This is a genomic window from Enterobacter wuhouensis (assembly GCF_035835995.1).
GTDB classification, from domain to species: Bacteria; Pseudomonadota; Gammaproteobacteria; order Enterobacterales; family Enterobacteriaceae; genus Enterobacter; species Enterobacter wuhouensis.
This window is the reverse complement of sequence record NZ_CP142124.1, coordinates 2,314,291-2,339,250: the sequence shown is the minus strand read 5'-3', so window position 1 is coordinate 2,339,250 and position 24,960 is coordinate 2,314,291. Positions and strand designations below refer to the sequence as shown.

Annotated in this window: 7 protein-coding genes; 3 read left to right on the top strand and 4 right to left on the bottom strand. The window is 60.0% G+C overall.

What is annotated here, in order from left to right:
• The first annotated feature begins 13 nt into the window (after positions 1-13).
• Both VPX56_RS11250 and VPX56_RS11245 read left to right on the top strand, forming a co-directional pair.
• On the top strand, positions 14-274 hold the full coding sequence (locus VPX56_RS11250) for a hypothetical protein (RefSeq protein WP_263609732.1): 261 nt from the start codon (positions 14-16) through the stop codon (positions 272-274).
• Positions 275-298: 24 nt separating this feature from the next.
• A complete protein-coding gene (locus VPX56_RS11245) occupies positions 299-577 on the top strand; it encodes a biofilm development regulator YmgB/AriR family protein (protein WP_407655142.1) in 279 nt (92 codons plus the stop codon).
• Between the two features lie 79 nt (positions 578-656).
• Here VPX56_RS11245 and VPX56_RS11240 read toward each other — a convergent pair whose 3' ends face one another.
• Complete coding sequence (locus VPX56_RS11240; protein ID WP_326471814.1) at positions 657-2,120, bottom strand: EAL domain-containing protein; 1,464 nt, start codon at positions 2,118-2,120, stop codon at positions 657-659.
• Between the two features lie 327 nt (positions 2,121-2,447).
• Here VPX56_RS11240 and VPX56_RS11235 point away from each other — a divergent pair, with 327 nt between their 5' ends.
• Positions 2,448-3,332 (top strand): MarR family transcriptional regulator, encoded by an 885-nt coding sequence (locus tag VPX56_RS11235; RefSeq protein WP_263609734.1) that lies wholly within the window; start codon positions 2,448-2,450, stop codon positions 3,330-3,332.
• 36 nt (positions 3,333-3,368) lie between these two features.
• Here the strand turns inward: VPX56_RS11235 and VPX56_RS11230 are convergent, their stop codons facing one another.
• The 3 genes from VPX56_RS11230 to VPX56_RS11220 form a co-directional block, all read right to left on the bottom strand.
• On the bottom strand, positions 3,369-4,544 hold the full coding sequence (locus VPX56_RS11230; RefSeq protein WP_326471811.1) for an HlyD family type I secretion periplasmic adaptor subunit: 1,176 nt from the start codon (positions 4,542-4,544) through the stop codon (positions 3,369-3,371).
• On the bottom strand, positions 4,541-6,706 hold the full coding sequence (locus tag VPX56_RS11225; protein WP_326471809.1) for a type I secretion system permease/ATPase: 2,166 nt from the start codon (positions 6,704-6,706) through the stop codon (positions 4,541-4,543). Before VPX56_RS11225 ends, VPX56_RS11230 begins: the two co-directional genes overlap by 4 nt.
• A gap of 176 nt (positions 6,707-6,882) precedes the next feature.
• Entirely contained in the window at positions 6,883-24,888 is an 18,006-nt protein-coding gene (locus VPX56_RS11220) for an Ig-like domain-containing protein (RefSeq protein WP_326471807.1), read from the bottom strand.
• Between the last annotated feature and the right edge of the window lie 72 nt (positions 24,889-24,960).

Below are 24,960 nucleotides of genomic sequence, written 5' to 3'. Positions count from 1 at the left end.
AAAAGATGACTTAATGGGTGAAGCCGTCTTATCAATTTTGAAAGAAAACGGGCCAATCACCTTTGCATCTCTGGCTAATCGGCTAAAAACGATGGCTAACGTTGAATCAAATGATGAACGCAAAAATGCATTGATCGCAGCTGAGGACGAGGTACGTCAAAGGATAACGGGCGTTTCACGCGAGCGAGGGAGCGTGATGGGCGATTACGACGTTGGCAGAATTCGTTCTCTCTTTAAAAAAGACACTCTTCTTCCCCCGGATAAGAAACACTAATTTGCAACGGACACGGTGACCACCATGAGCAAGGCGATGAGACAGCAGACGTATAATTTTGAAGCATTGCACGATAAAGGACTGGCCGATCATTTTCTGAATGCGGGTAATCACCTCACTGATGAGGCTGAAGTGTTAGGCTCTGCCATCCGCTGTATTATGCTTTGTGGTGATAACCTCTCTAATAAAGAGGTGATATTGCAGCTGATACACGCGCTTGAAATTACGCACGAGCCTGAAGCCTGCGATGTGATTCGTAATACGCTTGAAATTGTTGTCGGGTTTACGCGTGACGATATCTGAGATCGATACAGAACATTTATAAATTAAAAACTAACGCGCTGGTGGGCGAACTTCGCCGTCCACCAGCGCTATTATTATTTTAGCTAAACAACCTCACCATGCGATCCAATTCCTCCTCCTTAACCGCCTTTGAAAGATAATATCCCTGAAAGCTTTTCACGCCTAAGGCAACAAGCTTATCGAATTTCTCTTCGCTATCGACACCTTCCGCAATGCAGTCACTTCCGGTCATATCGCTATAAAACTGGATCGCTTTAATAAGATTATAATCATTGTCATTGGCGACAAAATTGTCGACGATATCACGATCCAGCTTAAGCCCATCAAAATGAACGTGGCGGACGGGAAACAAGGTATGGTGGCTTGAGAAACAATCATCAAGGAACAATCGACAGCCGGTATTACGCAAACGCTGCATTGTTTCGGGGATCGTATGATCCTTTGTGACGTCAATGGTTTCAGCAAATTCAAACACCAGCTTCTCTGACCACTGCGGGTTAAGCAGCATCTCCGTCGCCTTTTTTGCCATTCCCGGGAGCGCATTTCCCGTTGCTAACGGCGGCGGAATATTCACTGAAAAATAATATTTTCCGTTGTATTTGTTAATCCCGGAAACGGCCGCATGGATAACGAGCGCCGTTATTTTCAACCAAATTTCGACGTTGGAAATATCACATAAAAAGGCTGTTGGCTTCAGGATCTTACCGTTTTGATTCCAGCGCAAGAGGATCTCAAAGCCGACTCCCTTTTTATAGCGATCGGTAATAATCTGATACGCAGGGAATATTTCTCTTTTAAGCAACGCGTTAAATACCTCAGCTTCCCGGCTGGTTAGCGCCTCTTTTTCAATTTTTCGACCGCCAGCGCACTCCATTTTAAACGCATTCGGATCGTTCAACCACAGACGGATATGATGAAGTTTTCGTATTCCTTCCTTTCGATGCGTATAGATTGTCTTATCTGACAAGCCCATTATTTTGCATTGTTCTTTCACAGACATTCCGCGGTAGAAATTCAATAATACATCTACTTCGCGTTTCGTCAGGCCTTTCAAACTATCCTTATAAGAATAAGCCAGGTTTCCCTCGCGCAATAAGCGCGCGCAATTCTTTACTGCCTTTGGGTTGTTTTTCACACATTCTATAATATCCGAAAGAGAGGCGATTCGAATCCGGGACAATTTGCTTTTGCTATTCAAAAGGCTGCCAAGCGTTTGTTGTAACCAGCTGTCCGGTATTGTTCCATAGAGCGTAACCCGCTTTATAACGGGCAGCGCATTCAGAACCGAAGCAAGCTTCTTTAAGCTTTCAAGCAGGTTGACAATATCTCTGCCAAGAAAAACTGAAATGATAGCATCATGATTTAACAGCATATTTTTTACATCCTGCTGCCTTACGTCGTCCGCATCAAACTGGATGCGCGAAGCGCCTATTCCCTGCTCCTTAAGAAACAGGCTATATCCTTGAAACGTAAAGCCACAGGTTGAGATAACAAACTCTTGCTCATGACAAGCAGTATTTTCGTGATACATATTTTGGGCCATAAGCTGCTCCTGGGTAAAAGGCACGATTCCGCTGGCAGAAAATAATCACTGCTAAAACGAAAGCGTCTATTTACGAATGTGCGAATGTTAACGTTAACCTTTTGTAAAAATAATCTTACAGTACACCCGCATCTTTATACACATTAATTAACGCTAAGAGGCAGAACATCTTTGCGTTAATCAACCCTCGAATTCATACGCAGCATAAATATAACAATCTTTTCAAATAACGACGGTAAATATCTCATTTGCAGGGTATAATGACGTTGCCGAACAGAAGACTGGATACTTCATTTCATCAGTTCGTTAAAACAAGAGAGAAATGCCATGGATAATCATATCTCATCCAGGGCTTTGCTACATCGAAGAGATGTCATCAAGAATAACCCTCGATTTAGCGAAGCAATATTAGAGCACTACAAAATAAATGACACCATCTACAAAAAACAACCCTTGTTCTACAAGACAATGCTTCAGGAATCCCGATTCAACATTATCCTTTCAATGTGTTGCTTTATATTTGGTAATCAGGCCGAGTCAGTTTCCGAGATAAAGGAGTTATGCTCTCGATATCAGATAGCCAGCCCGAACAGCGTCATTGCAATCATCACGTTACTTCGCACGACCGGACGCATTAAGACCTGGCGATGCACGGAAGACCGGCGCAAAACTATAATTGCACCAACGCAAAAAGGGCTGGATGAACTTAAACGCTATATGTCTGGCGCTTTTATACCTGTCAGTATTTTGTATCCAGCCTTCAACATTAACGTCAACCTTTTAGATAACGATGCTTTAAGAAATAATTTTTTCCGCCGCGCAGCAGAATACCTGTTTCGGGGATTAACATTCAGAAAGGTTTTACCCGAAGTAGGGTTATTTATCGATAAAGACGGAGGGCGTATGATTATGCTGTATATCTATCTGCAGGCCGTTAAAAATAAAACCGCACACGGCGCCATAATTGATTATTCAGCCAGCACGCTTGCAAAGGAATTTTTTGTTTCGCGGATCCACGTAAACCGAATAATGAAATCGGCTCAGGAGTCAGGCTACCTTAAAGATCGGGGCGACGGTCGCATGTCGGTCTATCCCTCATTTATTGAGCTTGTCGAAAATTATGCCGGGCTCTACTTTGCCTACGTGACGCATTACATTAACGTTGTTCCCAAAGAGAGACGCACCACGCTTAGCATGACCTCCACGGTATAACAGCACCGGCGTTCGGATAACCGAACGCCGGTTTTTTTATCTTTCCCGCATTGCCTCTTTTGCTTTGTTCAGCGGCTTCAGCAGATAATCGATAATGGTTTTGCTCCCCGTTTTGATATCTACGGTGGCGATCATGCCCGGAAATACCGGAAAGGTTTTACCCTGCTTATTCGTCAGATGGTTGCTGTCGGTACGGATGTAAACGCGGTAGTAATAAACATCCCTTTTCACCTCATCCTGAAGCGTATCCGGTGAAATCATCGTGACCTCACCTTCAAGACCGCCGTAGATGGAGTAGTCATAGGCGGTGATTTTCACCAGCGCTTTCTGGCCAGGATGAATAAAGGCGACATCGCGCGGCGAAATTTTCGCTTCGATGAGCATCTGATCGTCAAGCGGCACCAGGCTCATCAGTTTTCCATTCGGCGGAATGACGCCGCCGACGGTCGTTACGTCGATATCCTTTACGATCCCGCGCACGGGCGCATTAAACGTCAGGCGCGTCAGCGAGTCTTCCCGCCCTTTCATGACCGACCGCTGCGCTTCCATTTCGGCATTCGCTTTCGCCAGCTCTTCCCGGGCGCGAACGTAGTACTGGTTTTTCATCTCGGTGATTTTGCTCTCAAGCTCATTTTTTTGACGCTCAAGACGCAGGACCTCAACCTTGCTGGCCGCGCCCTGGGTGACCAGGGGACGCGTCAGGGACAGTTCGCGCTGCACAAGCTCTGCGCCCTGGCGTAGCCCCGCCAGCCCTTTTTCGAGACTTTCACGGCGCGACTGATAAAGCGCGGTTTCCTGTTTAACCAGCTCAACGTCATCATCCAGTTCCGTCGGGAATACCAGCGCGGTGTCGTTCACCTCGGCATTCAGGCGCGCGGCCGTTGCCATCGCGGCGTTTAGCCGGGATTCACTCTCCAGCACGCTGGACTCGGTTTTTGTCCGATCGAGCTGGGCAAGCTGCTGACCACGCTCGACGATATCGCCCTCGCGCACCAGCAGACTGTGAATAATCCCCCCTTCCAGGGACTGGATCACCTGCTCATGAGAGGACGGGATCACCTTGCCGCTGCCGGTGGTAACTTCATCCAGATGGAACAGGCTCGCCCAGGTGATAAACACGACCAGCAGGGCAAACAGCGACCAGGCGACAAGCGTAGATCGCGGCAGACGCGGCTCCTTCAGCCGGCTGTTAAAGCGGGAGAAATCATTCATGCCACGCCCTCCGTTTTCAGGGTGACGGTACGCTGCGGTGCTTTCTGCGCCGCCATGCCGTGCTGGCTCAGGATGGCGTCGCGCGGGCCATCCATGACGACCTTGCCGCTTTCCAGCACAATGATGCGGTCGACCAGATCCAGAATCGGCAGACGATGGGTCGCCACCACCAGCGTCCGGCGCTTGCCCAGCCACTGGTGAAGATGCTGGATAAACTGCTTCTCGCTAACCTCGTCCAGCCAGGCGGTAGGTTCATCCAGCAGCAGAATGTTCGGCGACGTAATCAGCGCGCGCGCCAGCAATAGTGCCTGACGCTGCCCGCCGGACAGGCCCGCGCCGCCTTCGTTGATGATGTAGTTCAGCCCCATCTTCTGCTTGCGCACAAACTCCAGCGCGCCACTGTTCACCAGCGCCTGGTGGATCTCATCGTCGGTCGCCAGCGGGTTGCCCATCAGGATGTTGTCGCGCACGGAGCCAAAGAACAGCCGCGCCTGCTGGCTGAGCAGCTGCATATCGCGGCGCACGTCAGCCGGGTCCAGATGATTCAGCGCAATATCGTCCAGCAGGATGCTGCCCTGCTGCGGCTCCTGCATCCCCGCCAGCAGGTGCAACAGCGTGCTTTTACCCGAACCATTCCGCCCGAGCACCGCGACGCGCTCCCCGGCGCGGATCTTCAGCCTGCTGATGTTGAGCACGGTGAGCTTCTCCTCCTCGTCGTACCAGAACCCTACGTCCTCGAGGGCGTAATCGCCGCGCAGGTGGGCCTTGTGCACCTTCTTGCCGTACTGCGGATCGTCAATCGGGCGCTGCATCAGGTCATCAAGCCCCTTGCGCGCGACTTTTGCCGACTGCCAGCGTGAAAGCACGCCGGAAATCTGCGACAGCGGCGCAATGGTTCGCGACGCCAGAATCGAGGTGCCCACCAGCGCACCGGTGGTCATGTCGCCGCTGATGACCAGGTAACAGCCCACCAGCAGCACCACCGCGTAGACGATGGACTGCACTTCCTGCGTCCACGTAAGCAGCAGCCCCGTCAGCCAGCGCTGCTTCATGCCGACGCTGGCGGCCACGTCATTGGTGTTATTCCACTGATTCTGGAAGCGCTGCTCGGCGCGCATCAGCTTGATGTCCTCAAGCCCCTGCACCGCTTCAACCAGCGTAGCGTTGCGAATGGCGGATTCACGCATCCCTTCGCTGGAGAGTTTCCCCAGCGGGCGCTGCACCAGCAGGCCGGGGATCAGCAGCAGCGGCACGGCGAGTAACACCACCAGCACCAGCGGGCCGCCAATCATCCACAGAATGAAGACGAACAGCAGGAAGAACGGCAGATCGGAGATAGCCGCAATGGTCGTAGAGGTGATCAGCTCGCGCACCGACTCCAGCTCGCGGATCTGGGCGATGAATGACCCGGTCGACTTAGAGCGCGCGCCGTTTTTGATCCGCAGCGCGTGGGCAAAAACGCGCTCGGAAATACGCAGGTCGGCGCGTTTCCCCACCACGTCCGAAATATGCACGCGCAGCATGCGCATGATGAACTCAAACACGATGGCAATCATCACGCCGCCAAACAGCACCCACAGCGTGGCCTCCGACTGCGACGGCACCACCCTGTCGTATACCTGCATGGAAAAGACCATGCCGGAGAGCGCCAGCACGTTGGCGACCAGCGCCACCAGCATAATGTCGCTGTAGCGACGCCAGTCCTTCAGGGCGAGCTGCCAGAACCAGTTTTTCTCGTACGGCTTGATGTAGTCATCCACGCGCGCGTCCGGCGTGGACTCCAGCGGACGCAACACCATCAGCCCTTTCAGGCGTGGCCCAAGCTCCTCACGCGTGAGCGTCGTCTCAAGGCCGCCGTCGCCACTAAACTGCAGGCTGACGTTGCCTTCGCTATCCATACGATTGATAACGGCAATCTGGCCCTCGGTGAATTCTGCCAGCAGCGGTAAACGCCACGGGTCAAGGGATACCGCCTCCGCCGCCACCCAACGCATCCCCAGCCCAAGCTGGCGCGCCATCTCCTCCAGCACCAGCTGGCGCGGAGACTGACTTTCATGGTTAATCGTGACCCGAACATGCTCTGCCGAAAAATCCAGCCGATAATGCTTCGCGATAATGAGCATGCCCTGCAGCCAGGGTTCGTACTGTGGGTGTGTCTTCATAATGCTACGTCCTGTTCAGGGCGATTATTCCGCACTGAAATGATACCCTTCCGGGATGATTAGAAATCGAACAACTTCTAAACGAACCGGCAAAATAATCTTATGAAAAATAGGGTTATGACTATTCATGTAAAGAAACGCAAAAAGCCGCGAGGATCGCTCCCCGCGGCGGTGTTTTACGCAATTAACAGCTGATGGTTCGCCAGCAGCGTCGCCAGATCCGTCTGCACGCCGTTCAGCGTGACCAGGGTGGTCGGTGAGAACTGGCCGCCCGTCCCGTCCAGATCCACCTGGATCTCGGTGTTGCTGCCGTTCTGCACCACGCGGATGTAGTCGGCGATGTTGCCCGCGCTGCTGTCCAGCGTGGCCACGCCGTTGACATAGCTCGCCGAGCCGGTGCCGGTATAGCCGCTGTCGGAGAGCAGGTCGCGCAGGTCGATACGGTCCGTGTCCGCGGTGCCTTCCCAGGTGCCAACGGTGAAGCCGTTCACCACGTCGTGACCGTTACCGCCCGTCGCATCCGTGGCGTTGATCAGCTTGTAGAGCAAGGTATCGTGACCGCCGCTGCCGATATTGAAGGTGTCGTTCCCGCCGCGGCCTTCGAACTGGTTATCACCGCTGTTGCCGGTAATGACGTCGTCGAAGTCCGAGCCGTTGATCCCTTCAATGTTCAGCAGTCGTGACGTACCAAACCCGGTGTCCTGCGCGGTAGAAAGGCGCAGGTCAACGGTAACGCCGGAGGTCGCGTTGCGGTAATCCACCACGTCCATGCCGCCGGTATTGCTCCAGGTGTCGTAGTCGGAGTGGGTATTCCAGCCGCCGGAGCCGTTATAGGTATAGGTGCCATCCTCTGCGATAAAGGTGTCGTTATACCCGGTCCCGGTGATAGTTCCGCTGTGTCCACCGGTGGCGGCTTCGGCAGTGAGGACATAGCCCTCTTTACCGTTGCCCGCGTCCAGACCTGTCCAGGTGACGTTATCCGATACCCCGTTAGTAATCTTCACGATCTCCGCCGAGTAGGTCTCGTTCGGATCCAGCCCGTAGAAGCTCACCAGCGCAGAGGTATCGTTCGAGCCGATACCGGACTGGGCGTTGACGATCTGCGACGCCACCAGCACGCCCGCGGCGTTGTACAGATTGATCGTATTACCGTAGTAGGCGTTGATGCCTTCGCTGTCCACGATATGCAGATGCATCGCGGTACCGTCAGCAATCTTCGCGTTGTTTTGCACCAGCACCACCTTGCCGTTCTGCTGGGACACCAGCAGATCCTTCGAACCGTCCCAGTTGTAGTCGACGGCGGCCACGCCGGTGACGTTCGCCAGGCCGGAAGCCAGCTGGCTTGAGGTCCAGGTTGAGCCATAGCCGTTGTTGGTAAACAGCGTTGCGGTTTGCGAGCCCCCGTAGGTGCTGAGCTTGACGATGTCCATCTGCCCGTCGCCGTTCCAGTCTACCGCTACGGACAGATAGCCCGCCGTGGCGTTAGAGGCTTCCACCGCGCTCTTGGTCGTGGAAAGTTTCCCGGTACCGTCGTTGTAGTAGATCACGCCGCCGTTGTTGTTGTAGCTGCTGCCCAGATACAGGTCCATATAGCCATCGCCGTTGAAGTCCGCCCACGTCATGGATGCCGCCGTGGTGGAGTTCGAGGTGTTCGCCACAAACACGTTGGTCAGGTTCTGGCCGATGGAGAGCGTGCCGTTGCCGTTGTTGTTGATCACGGTTAACGAGTACGCGCCGCTGCGGTTGGTGTGCTGCACAATATCCACCGTACCGTCGTTGTTCAGGTCGACGCCGGAGATCTCACGCCCGGAGTCGAACTGGCCGTAGAAACCGCCTTCCCCGCCGGTGCCGTCCGGCGTCAGCACGCCGTTGTTATTCACCAGGTAGGTCAGGGAGTCCATACCGGCATCGCCGTAGGCCAAGTCCAGATAGCCATCGCCGGTTTTGTCGTAGGCAATCACGCCGCCGAACCAGATGGTGGTCCCCATCGCCAGCTGGCTGGCGTTGTAGGTGCTGCCATCGTAGGTCCACATAACCTGCGTAGAGCCTGCGTAGGTGTTTTCGGTCGCGAAGATGTCCTGCGTGCCGTTACGGTCAAAGTCGGCCGCCGTCTGGCTTACCACGTAATAACCACGGGTGTTGGTCAGCGTATTGCCGGCGTAGGTTGAATTATCGCTGCTGGAATAAGACTGTCCGTTAGCAATGATATTCCACAGCCCGCTGCTGTTCGTGCCGAGGGTCATGGTGGCGTTGTTGCCGTTCCCCGCCGTGGTTGCCCAGTCGGTATTCACCGAGGTGGTATCAATGACCAGGCTGCCGCTCGCCGTACCGGTGGTGTTGCCGTTACCCGCGCTGCTCTTCACCTGCGCCGTCACGCTGTAACTCGCCACGCCCAGGGCATCGCCGTCCGGGATCTGCAGATACCAGGTATTGTGATCCGGGTCGACCACTACCGCGCCGCCGGTCTGCGAGGTGTAGGTTTTGCCGTTCACAATCACCACCAGGTATTCCCCGTTCACCAGGTCCGCGGACACCGTGCCGTTGATAATTGGCGTGGTATCCGACGTGGTCTGGGCGGTAATCGCCGCCGTGGTGGTCGGGATGCTGGTATCGACGTTCAGCACAAAGCCGTCTGATTCCGTGTAGTTACCGGCTTTGTCGGTCACGCGCAGAATGTAGGTGTGATTCCCGTCCAGCAGGCCGTTGTCCTGATAGGACCAGCTTGCGCTGCCGTTCATCGTCACCTGACCCAGCAGGACGCCGTCGCGATAGAGCTGCACAATCTCGCCGTCGTCCGGGGCGCGGTTAAGCGTGCCGTTGATCAGCGGAGAGTCGTCATCGGTGGCGACGGCGCTGCCGAAGGTGCCCGTACGCTCGCCTTCCCCGTCGGTGTAGCTCACCACCGTGCCGACCGTGGCTGGCGGCGTGGTATCGACCGTCACCACCTGCGACGAGGTCGAACCGACGTTGCCCGCCTGGTCGATTATCCGCACCTGATAGGTGTAATCCCCGTCCGCCAGATCGCGGGTATCGGTGTAGCTCCAGCGCTGGTTAGTGACGGTAGCGTCAGTCCAGGTATTGCCGCCGTCGAGGCTGATCTGCACGCGCTCGTCGCTTGCCAGCGCGCTGCCCAGCGAGCCGTTAACGGTGAGCGTGGTGTCCATGGTGATGAAATCACTGCTGGACTGCCCGGTGTCCTCGCTGATGCTGTCGATGGTGATGCCGTACTGCGGCGCCTGGGTATCCACCGTCACGTCCTGCGCGGTGGTAGCCCCGACGTTCCCCGCCTGGTCAACGACCCGCACCTGATAGTTATGGCTGCCGTCGCTCAGGGTACGGGTGTCGCTGTAGCGCCACTGCGTACCGCTTACGGTGGCGTACACCCAGGTCGTGCCGCCGTCCATGCTGACCTGCACGTACTCACCTGCACCCAGCTCCGCCCCGAGCGTCCCGTTCAGGGTGTACGAGGTCGAACTGGTCAGGAAGTCGTTATTGTCGAAGCCGGTATCGACGGTGATGTTATCCACGGTCACCGTAATCGCCGCATCCGGGGCGACCGTATCGACGGTCACCTGCTGATGGGCGCTTGAACCCACGTTGCCCGCCGCGTCCACCACGCGAACGTAGTAGTCATAGGTCTGGTTACCCAGCGTGCGGCCGTCCACGTAGTACCAGCTGTTGCCGGTCACGATCACGTTCTGCCAGGTCACCCCGCCGTCGATGCTGATCTGGGCATATTCGCCGTCGGCCAGCGTCGCGCCGAGTGAGCCGTGCAGCGTCAGGGACGTATCGTTGGTGATAAAGTCGCTGCCGCTCAGCCCGGTATCGTCGCTGATGCTGTCGATAGCGATCGTTTTGCTGGCGTCCGGCGCCACGGTATCAATGGTCACCACCTGGCTTGTGGTGGCGCTGATATTCCCCGCGTCGTCAATCACGCGCAGCTGGTAGTTGTAGTCCCCGTCGGCCAGCGTGCGGCCATCCACATACGTCCAGGTCAGGCCGCTGACGCTCACGTCGGTCCAGGTGACGCCGCCGTCGAGGCTGATCTGGGCGTTGTCGCCGCTGCCCAGCGCCGCGCCGAGCGTGCCCTTGAGGCTGATCTGGTTGTCGCTGGTGATGAAATCGCTGCCGGAAAGACCGGTATCCTGGGTTACGGAATCCACGGTAATGGTCGTCGCCGCAGGCTTCGTCAGATCAATCACCACGTCCTGGCTGTCCGTTGCCCCTACGTTCCCGGCGTTATCGATCACGCGCACCTGGTACTGGTACGTGCCGTCGGTCAGGGTACGACCATCGGCGTAGCGCCAGGCGGTGCCGGTCACGGTCAGGTCAATCCAGGTGGCCCCGCCGTCGAGGCTGATCTGCGCCTTCTCGTTATTACCGAGCTGCGCGGTCAGCGATCCGTTCACCACCACCTTACTGTCGTTGGTGATGAAATCACTGGCGCTCAGGCCAGTGTCGTTCTGCAGGGAATCAATCGTAATTCCCATCGACGGCGCGGTCAGATCGACGGTGACGGTGTGATTGTCGCTGGCGCTGTTGCCGATGGTGTTACTCACCTGCGCGTTAATCACGTACGAGCCGCCGTCCGCGAGCGCGGTGACGTCCGCGCTGCCCAGGGTGTAGCTCCAGGTGCCGCCACTCTGCACGGTAGCCGCATAGGTTTTGCCGTTCAGCGTAATGGTCACCGTCTGGCCCGCAGGGGCGTCGGTGGTGCCGCTAATTACCAGCGCCGTACCGTGCTCGGCGGCGTTGACGATATCGTCCTGCGCAAAGGTGTTAATGGTGATGGTTGGGACATCGCCGTTCAGCGTCACGTCGTGCGTTGCGCTGCCCGGGTTGCCCGCCTTATCGTTTACCGAAGCGGTGATGGTGTAATCCCCGTCGCTCAGGCCGAGGAAATCCCGACCCGGCACGAAGACTGACCATGTGCCGTTCGCCGCCACGGTCGCCTGATAGCTGTGGCCGTTGAAGGAGACGGTGACCGTCTGCCCCTGTTCCGCCGTGGTGGTGCCGCTGATGGTCTGCCCCGCCAGCTGCTCGGCGTTGTTAACGATATTGTCATCGGCTACGGTGCCGATGGTGACGGTTGGCGCAACGGTGTCTACCGTCAAGGTGTGCGTCGTCTGGCCGCCGTTACCGGCCCTGTCGTTGACCGAGGCGGTAACCGTCAGCGCGCCCTGGCTCAGGGCGGCCAGATCGGCTGCCGGAACATCCAGCGTCCACGTCCCGTCGTTCGCGACGGTGGCGGTGTAGGTTTTGCCGCCCAGCGTCACGGTCACGGTCTGGCCCGCCTCCGCGCTGGAAGAGCCGTGAACGGTCAGCGGCAGCCGTGCTTCCGCCGCGTTCAGCATATCGTCACCCGACAGCGCCGCAATGCTCACGACCGGCGCGGTGGTATCCACGCTGATGCCGTGCGTCGCCGAGGCGCTGTTGCCCACGCTGTCCTGGGCAGAAACAGTAACCTGATAGCTCGCGCCGTCGGCCAGCGCGCCCACGTCGGCGACCGGCACGGTGGTGGTCCAGGTACCGTCGTTCTGAATGGTGGCCGTATAGGTTTTGCCGTTCAGGGTTACCGTCACCTGCGTGCCGCTGGCAAACTGCGCGCTTGAGCCGCTAATCACCAGCGAGCTGCCCGCCTCCGCCGCGTTGATCACGTCATCGCCGCTGACGGTGTTGACGGTCAGCGCAACCGATGCGGTGTTAACCACGACGTCGTGCGTTTGGGTGCTGCTGTTGCCCGCGCCGTCGGTAATGGTCGCGCTGATGGTCACGGTGCCGTCGTTCAGGGCCGAAATCACGCTGGCCGGAACGCCCACGCTCCATTTGCCGCTGGCGTCGACGGTGGTGGTGTACTGATTCGAACCGATGGTGATGACCAGCTTATCCCCGACGCTCGCGCCGGTTGCCGTACCGCTGACGATCTGCGCCTGCCCGTGCTCGACGCTGTTAATGACGTTATCGCCCGCTACGACGTTAAAGCTGACGGTCGGCGGCGTGGTATCGAGCGTAATTGCTTTGCCCGCGCTGCCCGGGTTACCGGCATCATCGCTCACGCTGACCTGCACGGTGTAGCCGTTATCCGCCAGCGCGGACAGGTCGGTGCCCGGCACGTTCACGCTCCAGACGCCGCCCTGCTGCACCTGCGCGGTATAGCTCTTACCGCCCAGCGTCACGGTCACCGTCTGGCCGACTTCCGCCGTGGTGGCGCCGGAAATGTCCACGCCCGCAGCCGCTTCGCTGCCGTTAATCACGTTGTCGCCCGCAACCGTATCAATGCTCACGGCTGGCGCGGTGGCGTCCACGCTGTACTCGCGGCCCGCCGAGGCGCTGTTGCCGTTCACGTTGGTGACGCTCACCTGCACGCTGGCGTCGCCGTCTTTAAGACCGTTGAGATCGGCAGACGGCACGGTGGCCGTCCAGTTACCGTCGGCGTCCACTTTCGCGGTGTAGGACTTGCCGCCGAAGGTGATGGTGACGGTCTGGTTCTCCTCCACGTTGGACGTGCTGCCGGACAGCACCAGATCCGCGCCTTTTTCCGCCGCGTTAATCACGTCGTCGGTGGCGATGGCATTGATGCTGACGGCCACCGCCGCCAGATCGACGGTGACATCGTGGCTAATGGTGACCGGATTGCCCGCGGTGCTCTGGCCTGCCACGGTGACGGTCACCGTGCCTGCTGCCAGGGCCCCGACGTCTGCCGCCGGGATCGCCGCGCTCCAGGTGCCGTTAGCCAGCACGGAAGCGGCATAGGTTTTACCATTGACGGTGACCGTCAGCGTCGTGCCGGTCGCCAGCCCGTCGCTGGAGCCGGTGATAATCAGGTTTTGAGTATGTTCGATGCTGTTGATCACGTCGTCGCCCGCCACGGTATCCACGCGCAGGCCCGGCAGGCTGGCGTCAATACTGATTTCGCGCTCGCCCGCTCCCGTGTTGCCGTGGCCGTTGGTGACGGTCGCCGACACGGTCAAATCGCCATTGCCCAGCGCCGTAAGGACGGACTCCGGCACGTTGACGGACCAGGTGAGATCGTTCTGCACCGTTGCGGTGTAGCTGTTGCCGCCAAGGGTGACGGTAACGGTATTGCCCGCTTCCGCGTTCGCTACTTTGCCGCTGAGGGTCTGGCCTGCGGCCACTTCCGCCGCGTTGATGACGTTATCACCCGCCACGGTGTTGATGGTCACGGTTGGCAGCGCGGTGTCCACCTGCAGGTTCGCGGTGTTGCTGATGCTGTTGCCTACGCCGTTTGTGGCGGCGGCGCTCAGGGTGTAGTTGGCTTCGCCGAGGCCTGCCAGATCCGCCGCCGGAACGGTGAGGCTCCAGCTTCCGTCTGCCGCGGTTGTCCCCGTGTACTGTTTACCGTTCAGCGTCACGGTCACCACGGTGCCTTCCGCCAGGTTGGCGCTGGTGCCGGTAACGCTCAGATCCTGACCTTTCTCCACCGCGTTCAGGACGTTATCGCCGCTGATGGCGTTGAAGGCCACGGACGGCAGGCCGGTATCGACGGTCACGTTATGGCTGCCGGAACCGGTATTGCCCGCCGCGTCGGTGACCGACGCCGTAACCGTCGCGGTGCCGTCCTGCAGCGCGGAAATCACGCTTGCCGGGACGCCCACGCTCCAGTTACCCGCCGCGTCCAGCACGGTGGTGTAGGTCTGACCGCCGATGGTGACGGTGACCTTATCGCCCGCAGCCGCGCCGGTGGCGGTGCCGCTGACGATCTGCGCCTGAGCGTGCTCGGTGATGTTAATCACGTCATCGCCCGCCACGGTGTTGATGGTGACCGCAGGCACGGTCACGTCCACCGTCAGAGTGCGATCGACCGACGCCGGGTTGCCCGCCTTGTCGCTGACGCTCGCGGTCACGGTGACGCTTCCGTCGGTTAATCCTGCCAGGTCAGCCGCCGGTACGTTCAGCGTCCAGCTGCCGTTCGCGCCTGCGGTTGTGGTGTAGTCTTTGCCGTTCAGCGTCACGGTCACGGTCTGGCCCGCTTCGGCGGTGGTGGTACCGGACACGGTCAGATCGATCTTCGCTTCTGCGGCGTTCAGAATGTCGTCGGCCGCCAGCGTGTTAACGGTCACGGACGGCGCGGTGGTATCCACGCTGTACTCGCGGCCCGCCGAGGCGCTGTTGCCGTTCACGTTGCTGACGCTCACCTGCACGCTGGCGTCGCCGTCCTTGAGGCCCGCCAGATCCGCAGACGGTACGGTGTAGGTCCAGCGACCGTCGTCACCCACGGTGGTGGTGTAGATTTTGCCGTTCAGGCTCAGCGTTACGGTCTGTCCGGCCTCCACGTTGGTGGTCGCACCGGACAGCACCAGATCCGCGCCCTTCTCCGCCGCGTTAATCACGTCGTCGGTGGCGATGGCGTTGATGCTGATGGCAACGGTCGCCAGATCCACCGTCACATCGTGGCTGATGGTAATCGGGTTACCCGCTGTACTGTCGCCGGTAACGCTGATTTTCACGGTGCCTTCCGGCCACGCGCTGACGTCGGTGGACGGGATCGCCGCGCTCCAGGTGCCGTCCGCCAGCACCGTGGCCGCGTAATCTTTACCGTTGACGGTGACGGTCAGCGCCGTGCCCGGCGCCAGCCCGTCGCTGGAGCCGTTAACGATCAGGTTCTGATTGTGCTCGATGCTGTTCACCACGTCGTCGCCCGCCACGGTATCCACGCGCAGGCCCGGCAGGTTGGCATCGATAGCGATCTCGCGCTCGCCGCTGCCGGTATTGCCGTGGCCGTTGGTGACGGTCGCCGTCACGCTCAGGCTGCCGTTGCCCAGCGCGGTCAGCACGTCAGACGGCACGTTCACGGACCAGGTGAGATCGTTCTGCACCGTCGCGGTGTAGGTGTTGCCGCCGATGGTGACGGTAACGGTATTGCCCGCTTCCGCGTTCGCCACGGTACCGCTCAGGGTCTGGCCTGCCGCCACTTCTGCCGCGTTGATGACGTTGTCGCCCGCCACGGTGTTGATGGTGACGGTCGGCAGCGCGGTGTCCACCAGCAGGTTCGCGGAATTGCTTACGCTGTTGCCCACGCCGTTGGTGGCGGTAGCGTTCAGGGTGTAATTGGCCTGACCGAGACCGGCCAGATCCGCCGCCGGAACCGTCAGGCTCCAGGTACCGTCCGCCGCGGTCGTGGCCGTGTAGTTTTTACCGTTCAGGGTCACGGTCACCAGGGTGCCTTCCGCCAGGTTGGCGCTGGTGCCGTTGACGTTCAGGTCCTGTCCTTTCTCCACCGCGTTCAGGACGTTGTCATCGCTGATGGCGTTAAAGTTGACCGACGGCAGGCCGGTATCGACGGTCACGCTGTGGGTGCCGCTGCCGGTGTTGCCCGCCGCGTCGGTGACGGACGCCGTAACGGTCACGGTGCCGTCGCTGAGGCCGGAAATCACGTTCGCCGGTACGCCCACGCTCCAGTTGCCCGCCGCGTCCAGCACGGTGGTGTAAGTCTGGCCGCCAATCGTGACGGTGACCTTGTCGCCCGCCGCCGCGCCGGTGGCGGAGCCGCTGACGATCTGCGCCTGACTGTGTTCAGCCACGTTAATCACGTCATCGCCCGCCACGGTGTTGATGGTCACCGCAGGAACGGTCACATCCACCGCCAGATTGTGGTCAACGGACGCCGGGTTGCCCGCCTTGTCGCTGACGCTCGCTGTCACGGTGACGCTGCCGTCGGTTAATCCTGCCAGGTCAGCCGCCGGTACGTTCAGCGTCCAGCTGCCGTCCGCGCTGACCGTCGCGGTATAGTCTTTGCCGTTCAGCGACACCGTGACCGTCTGGCCCGCCTCGGCGGTGCTGGTGCCGGAAATCGCCAGCTCAGACTGCGCTTCCGTGGCGTTGAGGATGTCGTCTGTTGCAATCGTATTGATGGTCACGGACGGCGCGGTGGCATCCACGCTGTACTCGCGGCCCGCAGAGGCGCTGTTGCCGTTCACGTTGCTGACGCTCACCTGCACGCTGGCGTCGCCGTCCTTCAGGCCCGCCAGATCCGCCGACGGTACCGTGGCGGTCCATTTGCCCTCCGCGTCCACCGTGGCGGTGTAGCTCTTGCCGCCAAAAGTGATGGAGACGGTCTGGTTTTCCTCCACGTTCAAGGTGGTGCCGGAGAGCACCAGATCCGCGCCCTTCTCGGCGGCGTTAATCACGTCATCGGTGGCGATGGCGTCAATGCTGATGGCAACGCTCGCCAGATCCACCGTCACATCGTGGCTGATGGAAACCGGGTTGCCGACGCTGCTCTGGCCCGCAACGCTTACGGTAACGGTGCCTGCGCCCAGCGCGCCCACGTCCGCCGCCGGGATCGCCGCGCTCCAGGTGCCGTCCGCCAGCACGGTGGCCGGATAGGTTTTGCCGTTGACGGTCACGGTCAGCGCCGCGCCCGCCGCCAGCCCGTCGCTGGTACCGGTGATAATCAGGTTCTGTCCGTGTTCGATGCTGTTGATCACGTCATCGCCCGCCACCGTGTCGACGCGCAGCCCCGGCAGGTTAGCGTCTATAACGATTTCGCGCTCGCCCGTTCCGCTATTACCCACGCCGTTGGTCACACTGGCTGACACGGTCAAATCACCGTTGCCCAGCGCCGTCAGGTCGGATTCCGGCACGTTAACGGACCAGGTCAGATCGTCCTGTACCGTGGCGGTATAGGTGTTGCCGCCAATCTTCACGGTCACGGTGTTGCCCGCTTCGGCATTCACCACCTTACCGCTGATGGTCTGGCCGGTAGCCAGCTCGGAGGCGTTGATCGCATCGTCACCCGCGACGGTGTTGATGATCACGCCGGGCAGCACGGATTCGACGTTCACGGTATGCGACGCGCTGGTGCTGTTGCCGACGCTGTCCGTTGCGGAGGCGGTGACGGTGTAAAGCGCTTCGCCCAGCTGGCCCACCTCGCTCGCTGGAACGGTGGTGGTCCACAGGCCGCTGTCATTCACCGTGGCGCTGTAGGCTTTGCCGTTGAGCATCACGGTTACCACCGCGCCCGGCGCCAGCCCGGAAGCCGAGCCTGCGATGGTCAGATCCTGCGTTTTCTCGGTGCTGTTGATCACATCGTCACCGGAAATGGTGTCGATGGTCAGCGCGGGTGCGGTCAGGTTGACTTCAACATCGCGCGTGGCGCTGTTGCTGTTTCCGGCCTTATCGGTCAGCGCCGCGGTGATGGTGTAATCCCCGGCGGTCAGTGCACCGACGTCTGCGGCAGGCACGCCCACGCTCCAGTTGCCAGAGGCGTCCAGGGTCGCGGTGTAATGTTTGCTGTTAATGGTGACGGTTACCACGTCGCCCGCCGCCGCGCCGGTCACGGAACCGGTGACAATCAGCGCCTGCGCGTGCTCTGCGCTGTTAATCACGTTGTCATCGGAAACGGTATTGATGGTCAGTTGCGGCACCGTGGTATCGACCAGCACGTCGCGACCCGCAGTAGCCGGGTTCCCCGCCTTATCGGAGACGGCGGCGCTGAGGGTGTAGCTGCCGTCGGTAATCGCGCCCACGTCCGTAGACGGCACGGTCACGCTCCAGCCGCCGCCAGCCTGTACGGTGGTGGTGTAGTCTTTGCCGTTCAGCGTCACGGTGACGGTCTGGCCCGCTTCGGCGTTTGAGACGCCGTTAACGACCAGATCCTGCTGCGCTTCGGCGGCGTTGATGATGTTGTTATCGCTGACGATCTCGATAGACACCGTCGGCGCGGTGGCGTCCACGCTGTACTCGCGGCCCGCCGAGGCGCTGTTGCCGTTCACGTTGGTCACGCTCACCTGCACGCTGGCATCGCCGTCCTTCAGGCCTGCCAGATCGGCAGACGGCACGGTGGCCGTCCAGTTACCGTCGGCATCGACCTTCGCGGTATAAGACTTGCCGCCTAAGGTGATGTAAACGGTCTGGTTTTCTTCCACGTTGGTCGTCGCGCCCGAAAGCACCAGGTCCGCGCCCTTTTCGACGGCGTTAATGACGTCGTCCGTCGCTATGGCGTCAATGCTGATAGCCACCGTCGCCAGATCGACCTTCACGTCGTGGCTGATGGAAACCGGGTTGCCCGCCGCGCTCTGGCCGTCCACGGTCACGGTGACCGTGCCCGCGCTCAGCGCCCCGACGTCCGCAGCCGGAATGGCCGCCGTCCAGGTGCCGTCCGCCAGCACGGTGGCCGCGTAGGTTTTGCCGTTGACGGTCACCGTTAACGCCGCGCCCGTTGCCAGGCCTTCGCTGGAGCCGGTAATAATCAGGTTCTGAGCGTGCTCAATGCTGTTGATGACATCGTCGCCCGCCACGGTATCGACGCGCAGGCCCGGCAGGCTAGCGTCTATAACGATTTCGCGCTCGCCGGTTCCGGTGTTGCCGTGGCCGTTGGTGACGCTTGCGGACACGGTGAGATCGCCGTTACCGATGGCGGTTAAGACCGTGGACGGCACGTTGACCGACCAGCTCAGATCGTCCTGAACCGTCGCGGTATAGGTATTGCCGCCGATTGAAATGGTGACAGTGTCACCGCTAGCCGCACCGCTCACTTTGCCGCTCAGGGTCTGCCCGGCAGCCACTTCCGCTGCGTTAATCACGTCGTCGGTGGCAACCGCATTAATGGTCACCTGCGGCAACGCGCTGTCGACCAGCACGTCGTGGCTGGCGCTTGCGCTGTTGCCCGCCGCGTCGGTCACGCCTGCCGTAACCGCGTAGCTCGCTTCGCCCAGCGCAGAGACGTTTGCCGCCGGAACGGTAACGCTCCAGTTCCCGCTGGCATCGGCGGTGGCGGTATAGCTGATTCCGTTCAGGGTTACGGTAATGGTGGTGCCGTCCGGCTGGTTGCTGGTGCCGGACACCTGCAGATCCTGGCCTTTCTCGGTCGCGTTGATCACGTCGTCAACCGCGAGGGTATTGATGGCAATTACCGGCGCGGTCAGGGAGACGTCAAACTCATGCGTCGCGCTGGCGCTATTGCCTGCTTTATCGGTGAGGGTTGCGGTAATCGTCTGGTCGCCGTTTGCCAGCGCGCCCACGTCCGTCGCAGGAACGCCCACGCTCCAGCTGCCGGAGGCATCCAGCATCGCGGTGTAGTCTTTGCCGTTAAGGGTGACGGTAATCAGGTCGCCCGCCTGCGCGCCCGTGACCTTGCCGGAGACGATCAGCGCCTGGCCGTGCTCGGCGATATTCACGACGTCGTCGCCCGCCACGATGTTGAACGAAATCTGCGGTACGGTGGTGTCGACCAGCACGGATGCCCCCGCGCTGGCCGGGTTGCCCGCCTTATCGGACACGGTCGCCGTGACCGCTGCGCTGCCGTCGGTAATTCCTGCCAGATCCGCCGCCGGGACGTCCAGCGTCCAGCTGCCGTTCGCCTGCACCTGCGCGGTGTACTGATTACCGTTGAAGGTCACGGTGACCGTCTGGCCCGCTTCGGCAGTAGAGGTGCCGCTCAGGGTCAGATCCTGCGCCGCCTCTGCCGCGTTCAGCATGTTGTCGCCGCTGATGGTGTTGATGGTCACCGACGGCGCGGCGGTATCAACGCTGAATTCCTGCGCCGAAGACGCCGCGTTGCCGTTCACGTTGGTGACGCTGACCTGCACGCTGGCGTCGCCGTCCTTCAGGCCGCTCAAATCGGCAGCCGGAACGGTCCAAGTCCAGTCGCCGTTGGCATCCACCGTGGTGGTATAGGTTTTACCCGCAACGGTGATGGTCACGGTCTGACCCGCTTCAACGTTGGAGGTGGTGCCGGACAGCACCAGGTCCTGGCCCTTTTCCGCCGCGTTGAGCACGTTATCGTCGGTTACGCTGTTGATGGTGATGGCGACAGGCGCCAGATCGACGTCCACCACGGTGCCGATGTTCACCGGGTTGCCCGAGGCATCCTGCGCGCTTGCTTTAATATCCAGCGAGCCGTCGGCCCACTGGGACACATCGGCCGCCGGGACCGCCGCCTGCCAGGTGCCGTCCGCCAGTACCGTTGCGGAATAATCTTTACCGTTGATGGTCAGGGTCACGGTACTGCCGGATGCCAGATCGGTGCTGGAGCCGGAGACAATCAGGTTCTGGCCGTGTTCGATGATATTGATAACGTCATCGCCCGCCACGGTATCAATGCGCAGGCCCGGCAGCTGGGCGTCGATGGTAAAGTCCATCGATGATGCGCCGGTATTGCCGTGCGCGTTGGTGACGCTTGCCGAGACGGTAAGTTCGCCGTTGCCGAGCGCGGTGAGCTGGGTCTCGCTTAACGGCAGGCTCCAGGTCAGATCGTCCTGCACGGTGGCGGTGTAACTCTGTCCGCCAAGGATAATAGTGACAGTGTCACCTGCCGCCGCGTTAGCCACCTTGCCGGTCAGGGTTTGTCCTGCCGCCACCTCCGCTGCGTTAACGATATTATCGCCCGCAAGGGTGTTGAGGGTGACAACCGGGAGCGAACTGTCCACCAGCACATCGTGTGAGGTAGAGGCGCTGTTGCCCACGCTGTCGGTGACGCTCGCCGTCACGGTGTAATGGGCTTCGCCCAGCGCGCTGACGGCAGAGGCCGGAACGGTCACGCTCCAACTGCCGCTGGCGTCGGTGGTAGCGGTGTAGTTGATGCCGTTCAGGTTAACGGTAACGCGTGTTCCTTCAGGCTGGTTGCTGGTGCCGGAGAGGAGCAGATCTTCGCCCTTCTCTGCCGCATTGATTACGTCGTCCGCCGCCAGCGTGTTGATACCGATAACAGGCGTTACGGTGTTCACCACCACGTCCAGCGAACTGCTGCCGGTGTTGCCGGATCGGTCGGTCACGGAGACGTCGATGGTCCAGGTGCCGTCGGTCAGACCCTGCACGACGGACGCGGGCAGGCCGAGGCTCCAGTTGCCCGATGCATCCACCACCGTGGTGTAATCCACGCTGTTAATGGTGATGGTCACCCGGTCGCCCGCCGCCGCGCCGGTGACGGAGCCGCTGAGGATCTGCGCCTGCGAATGGGCGAGCTGGTTAACGGTGTTGGTGTCGGTAACAAATTCGTTGATGGTCACCTGCGGCACGGTGGCATCCACCAGACCAACGCGATCGGCGCTGCTGCTGTTGCCCGCCACGTCGCTGACCGTAGCGGTCACGGTCACCGGGCCATCCGTCAGGGCACCCACGTCGGCGGCCGGTACGTTCAACGCCCAGGTCCCGTCCGTCTGGATGGTGGTCTGATACGTTTTGCCGTTCAGCGTCACGGTGACCGTCTGTCCCGCTTCCGCAGTGCTGGTACCGCTTAAGGCTAAATCCTGCTGCGCTTCTGCCGCGTTGATGATGTTGTCGTCGGTCAGGTTATCAAGCGTAATGGCCGGAGGCTGCGTATCCACCGTGACCACGCGCGCGGCGTCCGCGCTGTTGCCGCTGACGTTGGTCACGCTGACGCTCACCTGCGCACGCCCGTCGATCAGGGTTTCCATGGCGCTGGCCGGCACGTTCAGGCTCCAGGAACCGTCCTGCTGCACCTGCGCGGTAAAGGTCTGGTCGGCGAATTTCACCACCACGGTCTGCCCTGGCTCCACGCCCTGCGTCTGGCCGGAGAGGGTTAAATCTGCGCCTTTTTCCGCCGCGTTCAGCATGTCATCGCTGGAGACGGTATCAATGGTCACCGCCACGGCGTTCAGGTCGAGTTCAATCGGGTGTTCAGCCGCAACGGTATTGCCCCAGGCATCCTCGGCGCTGACGTTGACCGTCACCTCACCCGCCGTCCAGGCCTGCAGGTCCGCCGCCGGGACGCCAATCTGCCAGCTGCCGCTGGCGTTCACCACGGCGTTATACTCAACGTTGTTAATGATGACGACGATCGGCGTACCCGCGGCCAGGTGGGTGCTGGAGCCGGTGACGGTCAGATCGTGCTGCTGCTCGATGGCGTTGATCACGTCATCGCCGGAAATGGTATTCACGCGCAGGCCCGGCAGCGCGGCGTTGATGTTGATATCGCGTTCGCCGGTACCGGTATTGCCGTGCGCATTGGTTACGGAGGCGCTGAAGGTCAAATCGCCGTCGCCAAACGCCTGAAGATCCGCCGATGGGATTTTCACGCTCCAGGTCAGATCGCCGCCAACCGTCGCGGTGTAGCTCTTGCCGCCTACGATGATTGAGACGGTATCACCCGCCGCCGCGCCCGTAACGCGTCCGCTGAGGGTTTGATCAATCGCCACTTCCGCGTTATTGACCAGGTTATCGCCCGCAAAGGTGTTGATGATCACCTGCGGCAGCACGGTATCGACCAGCAGATTTGCCCCGGCGGAGCCGCTGTTACCCACGCTGTCGGTGCCGCTGACGCTGACGGTGTAAAGGGTGTTTGCCAGATTCAGCACGTCGGAAACCGGCACCTGAACGGACCAGACGCCGTTTGCAACGGTGGCCTGATAGCTGACGTTGTTTAGCGTCACGGTGACGGCGCTGCCGTCCGGCAGGTTGCTGGTGCCGCTCAGGCTTAGGGGCTGCATCGCTTCCTGCGCATTCAGGACGTTATCCTGGCTGATGGCGTCAATCGTGAATTCCGGCGGGTTGCCGCTCAGCGTAATGCCGTGCGTCGCGCTGCCGGTGTTGCCCGCCGCGTCGGTCACGGAGACGGAAATCGCGTGGCTGCCCTCACCGAGCGCGCCGATGACGGAGGCAGGCACGCCGACGCTCCAGCTGCCGTCCGCCTGCACCACGCCGGTATAGGTCTGGCCGCCGACGGTTACGGTCACCACATCGCCCGCCGCCGCGCCGCTTGCCTGGCCGGAAATAATCTGCGCCTGGCCCTGCTCGCTGGTATTCAGAATGTCGTCGCCCGCGACGGTGTTGATCGTCACAACGGGCGCTGCGGTATCAACCGTGAAATCGGCGGTGGTGGAAGAGCCGTTGCCCGCTTTGTCGCTGACGTTGACCGTCAGGGAGTGCTCGCCGTTAGCCATTGCCTGAACTTCACTGGCCGGAAGCGTGACGGACCAGGTGCCGTCGCTGCCCACGGTCGCGGTGTGGTTTTTGCCGTTCAGCGTGACCGTCACAATCTGGCCCGCTTCCGCGTCGGTTTTCCCCGTCAGCGTCAACGGCTGATTGTGTTCCGCCGCGTTGATAATGTTGTCCTGCGCGATCGTATCGACGGACAGGGTTGGCGCAGCGGTATCAACGCCGATCGTCTGGCTGCCGCTGACGGTATTGCCCGCCGCGTCTTTTCCGCTCACGTTGACCGTCCAGGTACCGTCGCCCAGCGCCTGCGCGTCTGCGGCAGGCACCTTCACGCTCCACGCGCCGTTTGCCCCCACCTCTGCGGAATAGGTTTTGCCGTTCAGCGTGACGGTCAGCGCCGTACCCTGCGCCAGGTTTTTACTGGTGCCGGAGAGCGTGAAGCCCGCGGACTGTTCGCTGGCGTTGATCGCGTTATCGCCCGCCGTCGTGGCGAGCGTCACGGTGGCGTCTGCGGTCGACACGGTCACGGTGATGCTGCCCGCAGAGGTGGTTTTGCTGCCGTCGATCTGCATGACGGACCAGGTATGTTCCCCGTCGGTCTGGGTCGGGAGTTTTACCGTCCAGGTGCCGTCCTTCGCGACCATGGCGCTGGCGATGGTGCTGCCGCTGCTGTCTTTGATCTGAATGGTTGCGCCGGGCTGGCCCGTACCGCTAAAGGTTGGGGTGTTATCATCCGTGACCTCTTTTGCACTCAGCACCCCCTGCTTGTCACCCGCTTTGTCCGTCAGCAAAAATGTTGGCGTCGCGCTTTCTACTTCTTTTGTATTATCAATAACTTTGGTTTTGGTTTCGCCATCACCCCCGTTAGCCAGCAGCGCGCCGATGGCGCCGCCGCCTAACGCCGCACCGGCGATCCAGCCCCACGGCGCATCGCTTAAGACGCTTCCCTGCTCCAGGAAAGGTTCAATGCTGCTAATCGGTGCGGCCTGCGCGGTTAATTCAGTGACGGCAACGCCTGACGCTTCCCCGGCATCGGCAAAAGAGATATGAGTCAGCTCCTGATTATCATTGAACACCAGCTCTGACTGGTTGTGCGTCTCAGGATCTTCAACAAAATAGTTATTGCAGCGGATCACGCTGCCATCTTTCATATAAATGAGAAGGTCTTTACCCTGGCGGACATAGCGCGCCACGTCCTGAGCAGAGCCCTGGATTTCAATCACGCTCGGGGATGAAATAGAGACCGAGAGATTGCCCTCTCCGGTTAATTTCGTTTTCTCCGCCGTTTTGCGAATAATGACATCAACAACTTTTACGTTACTCATATTCTTCTCCTTGCAGGTGTACGGATTCCTGTGGATATGTCCACCAGATGGATGTAGCTATCCCTGGGAAAA

What these genes read in the sequence shown, in the direction of transcription:
- VPX56_RS11250 (WP_263609732.1), top strand. Translation starts at nt 14, where the DNA reads ATGGGTGAAGCCGTCTTATCAATTTTGAAAGAAAACGGGCCAATCACC.
- VPX56_RS11245 (WP_407655142.1), top strand. Translation starts at nt 299, where the DNA reads ATGAGCAAGGCGATGAGACAGCAGACGTATAATTTTGAAGCATTGCAC.
- VPX56_RS11240 (WP_326471814.1), bottom strand. Translation starts at nt 2,120, where the DNA reads ATGGCCCAAAATATGTATCACGAAAATACTGCTTGTCATGAGCAAGAG.
- VPX56_RS11235 (WP_263609734.1), top strand. Translation starts at nt 2,448, where the DNA reads ATGGATAATCATATCTCATCCAGGGCTTTGCTACATCGAAGAGATGTC.
- VPX56_RS11230 (WP_326471811.1), bottom strand. Translation starts at nt 4,544, where the DNA reads ATGAATGATTTCTCCCGCTTTAACAGCCGGCTGAAGGAGCCGCGTCTG.
- VPX56_RS11225 (WP_326471809.1), bottom strand. Translation starts at nt 6,706, where the DNA reads ATGAAGACACACCCACAGTACGAACCCTGGCTGCAGGGCATGCTCATT.
- VPX56_RS11220 (WP_326471807.1), bottom strand. Translation starts at nt 24,888, where the DNA reads ATGAGTAACGTAAAAGTTGTTGATGTCATTATTCGCAAAACGGCGGAG.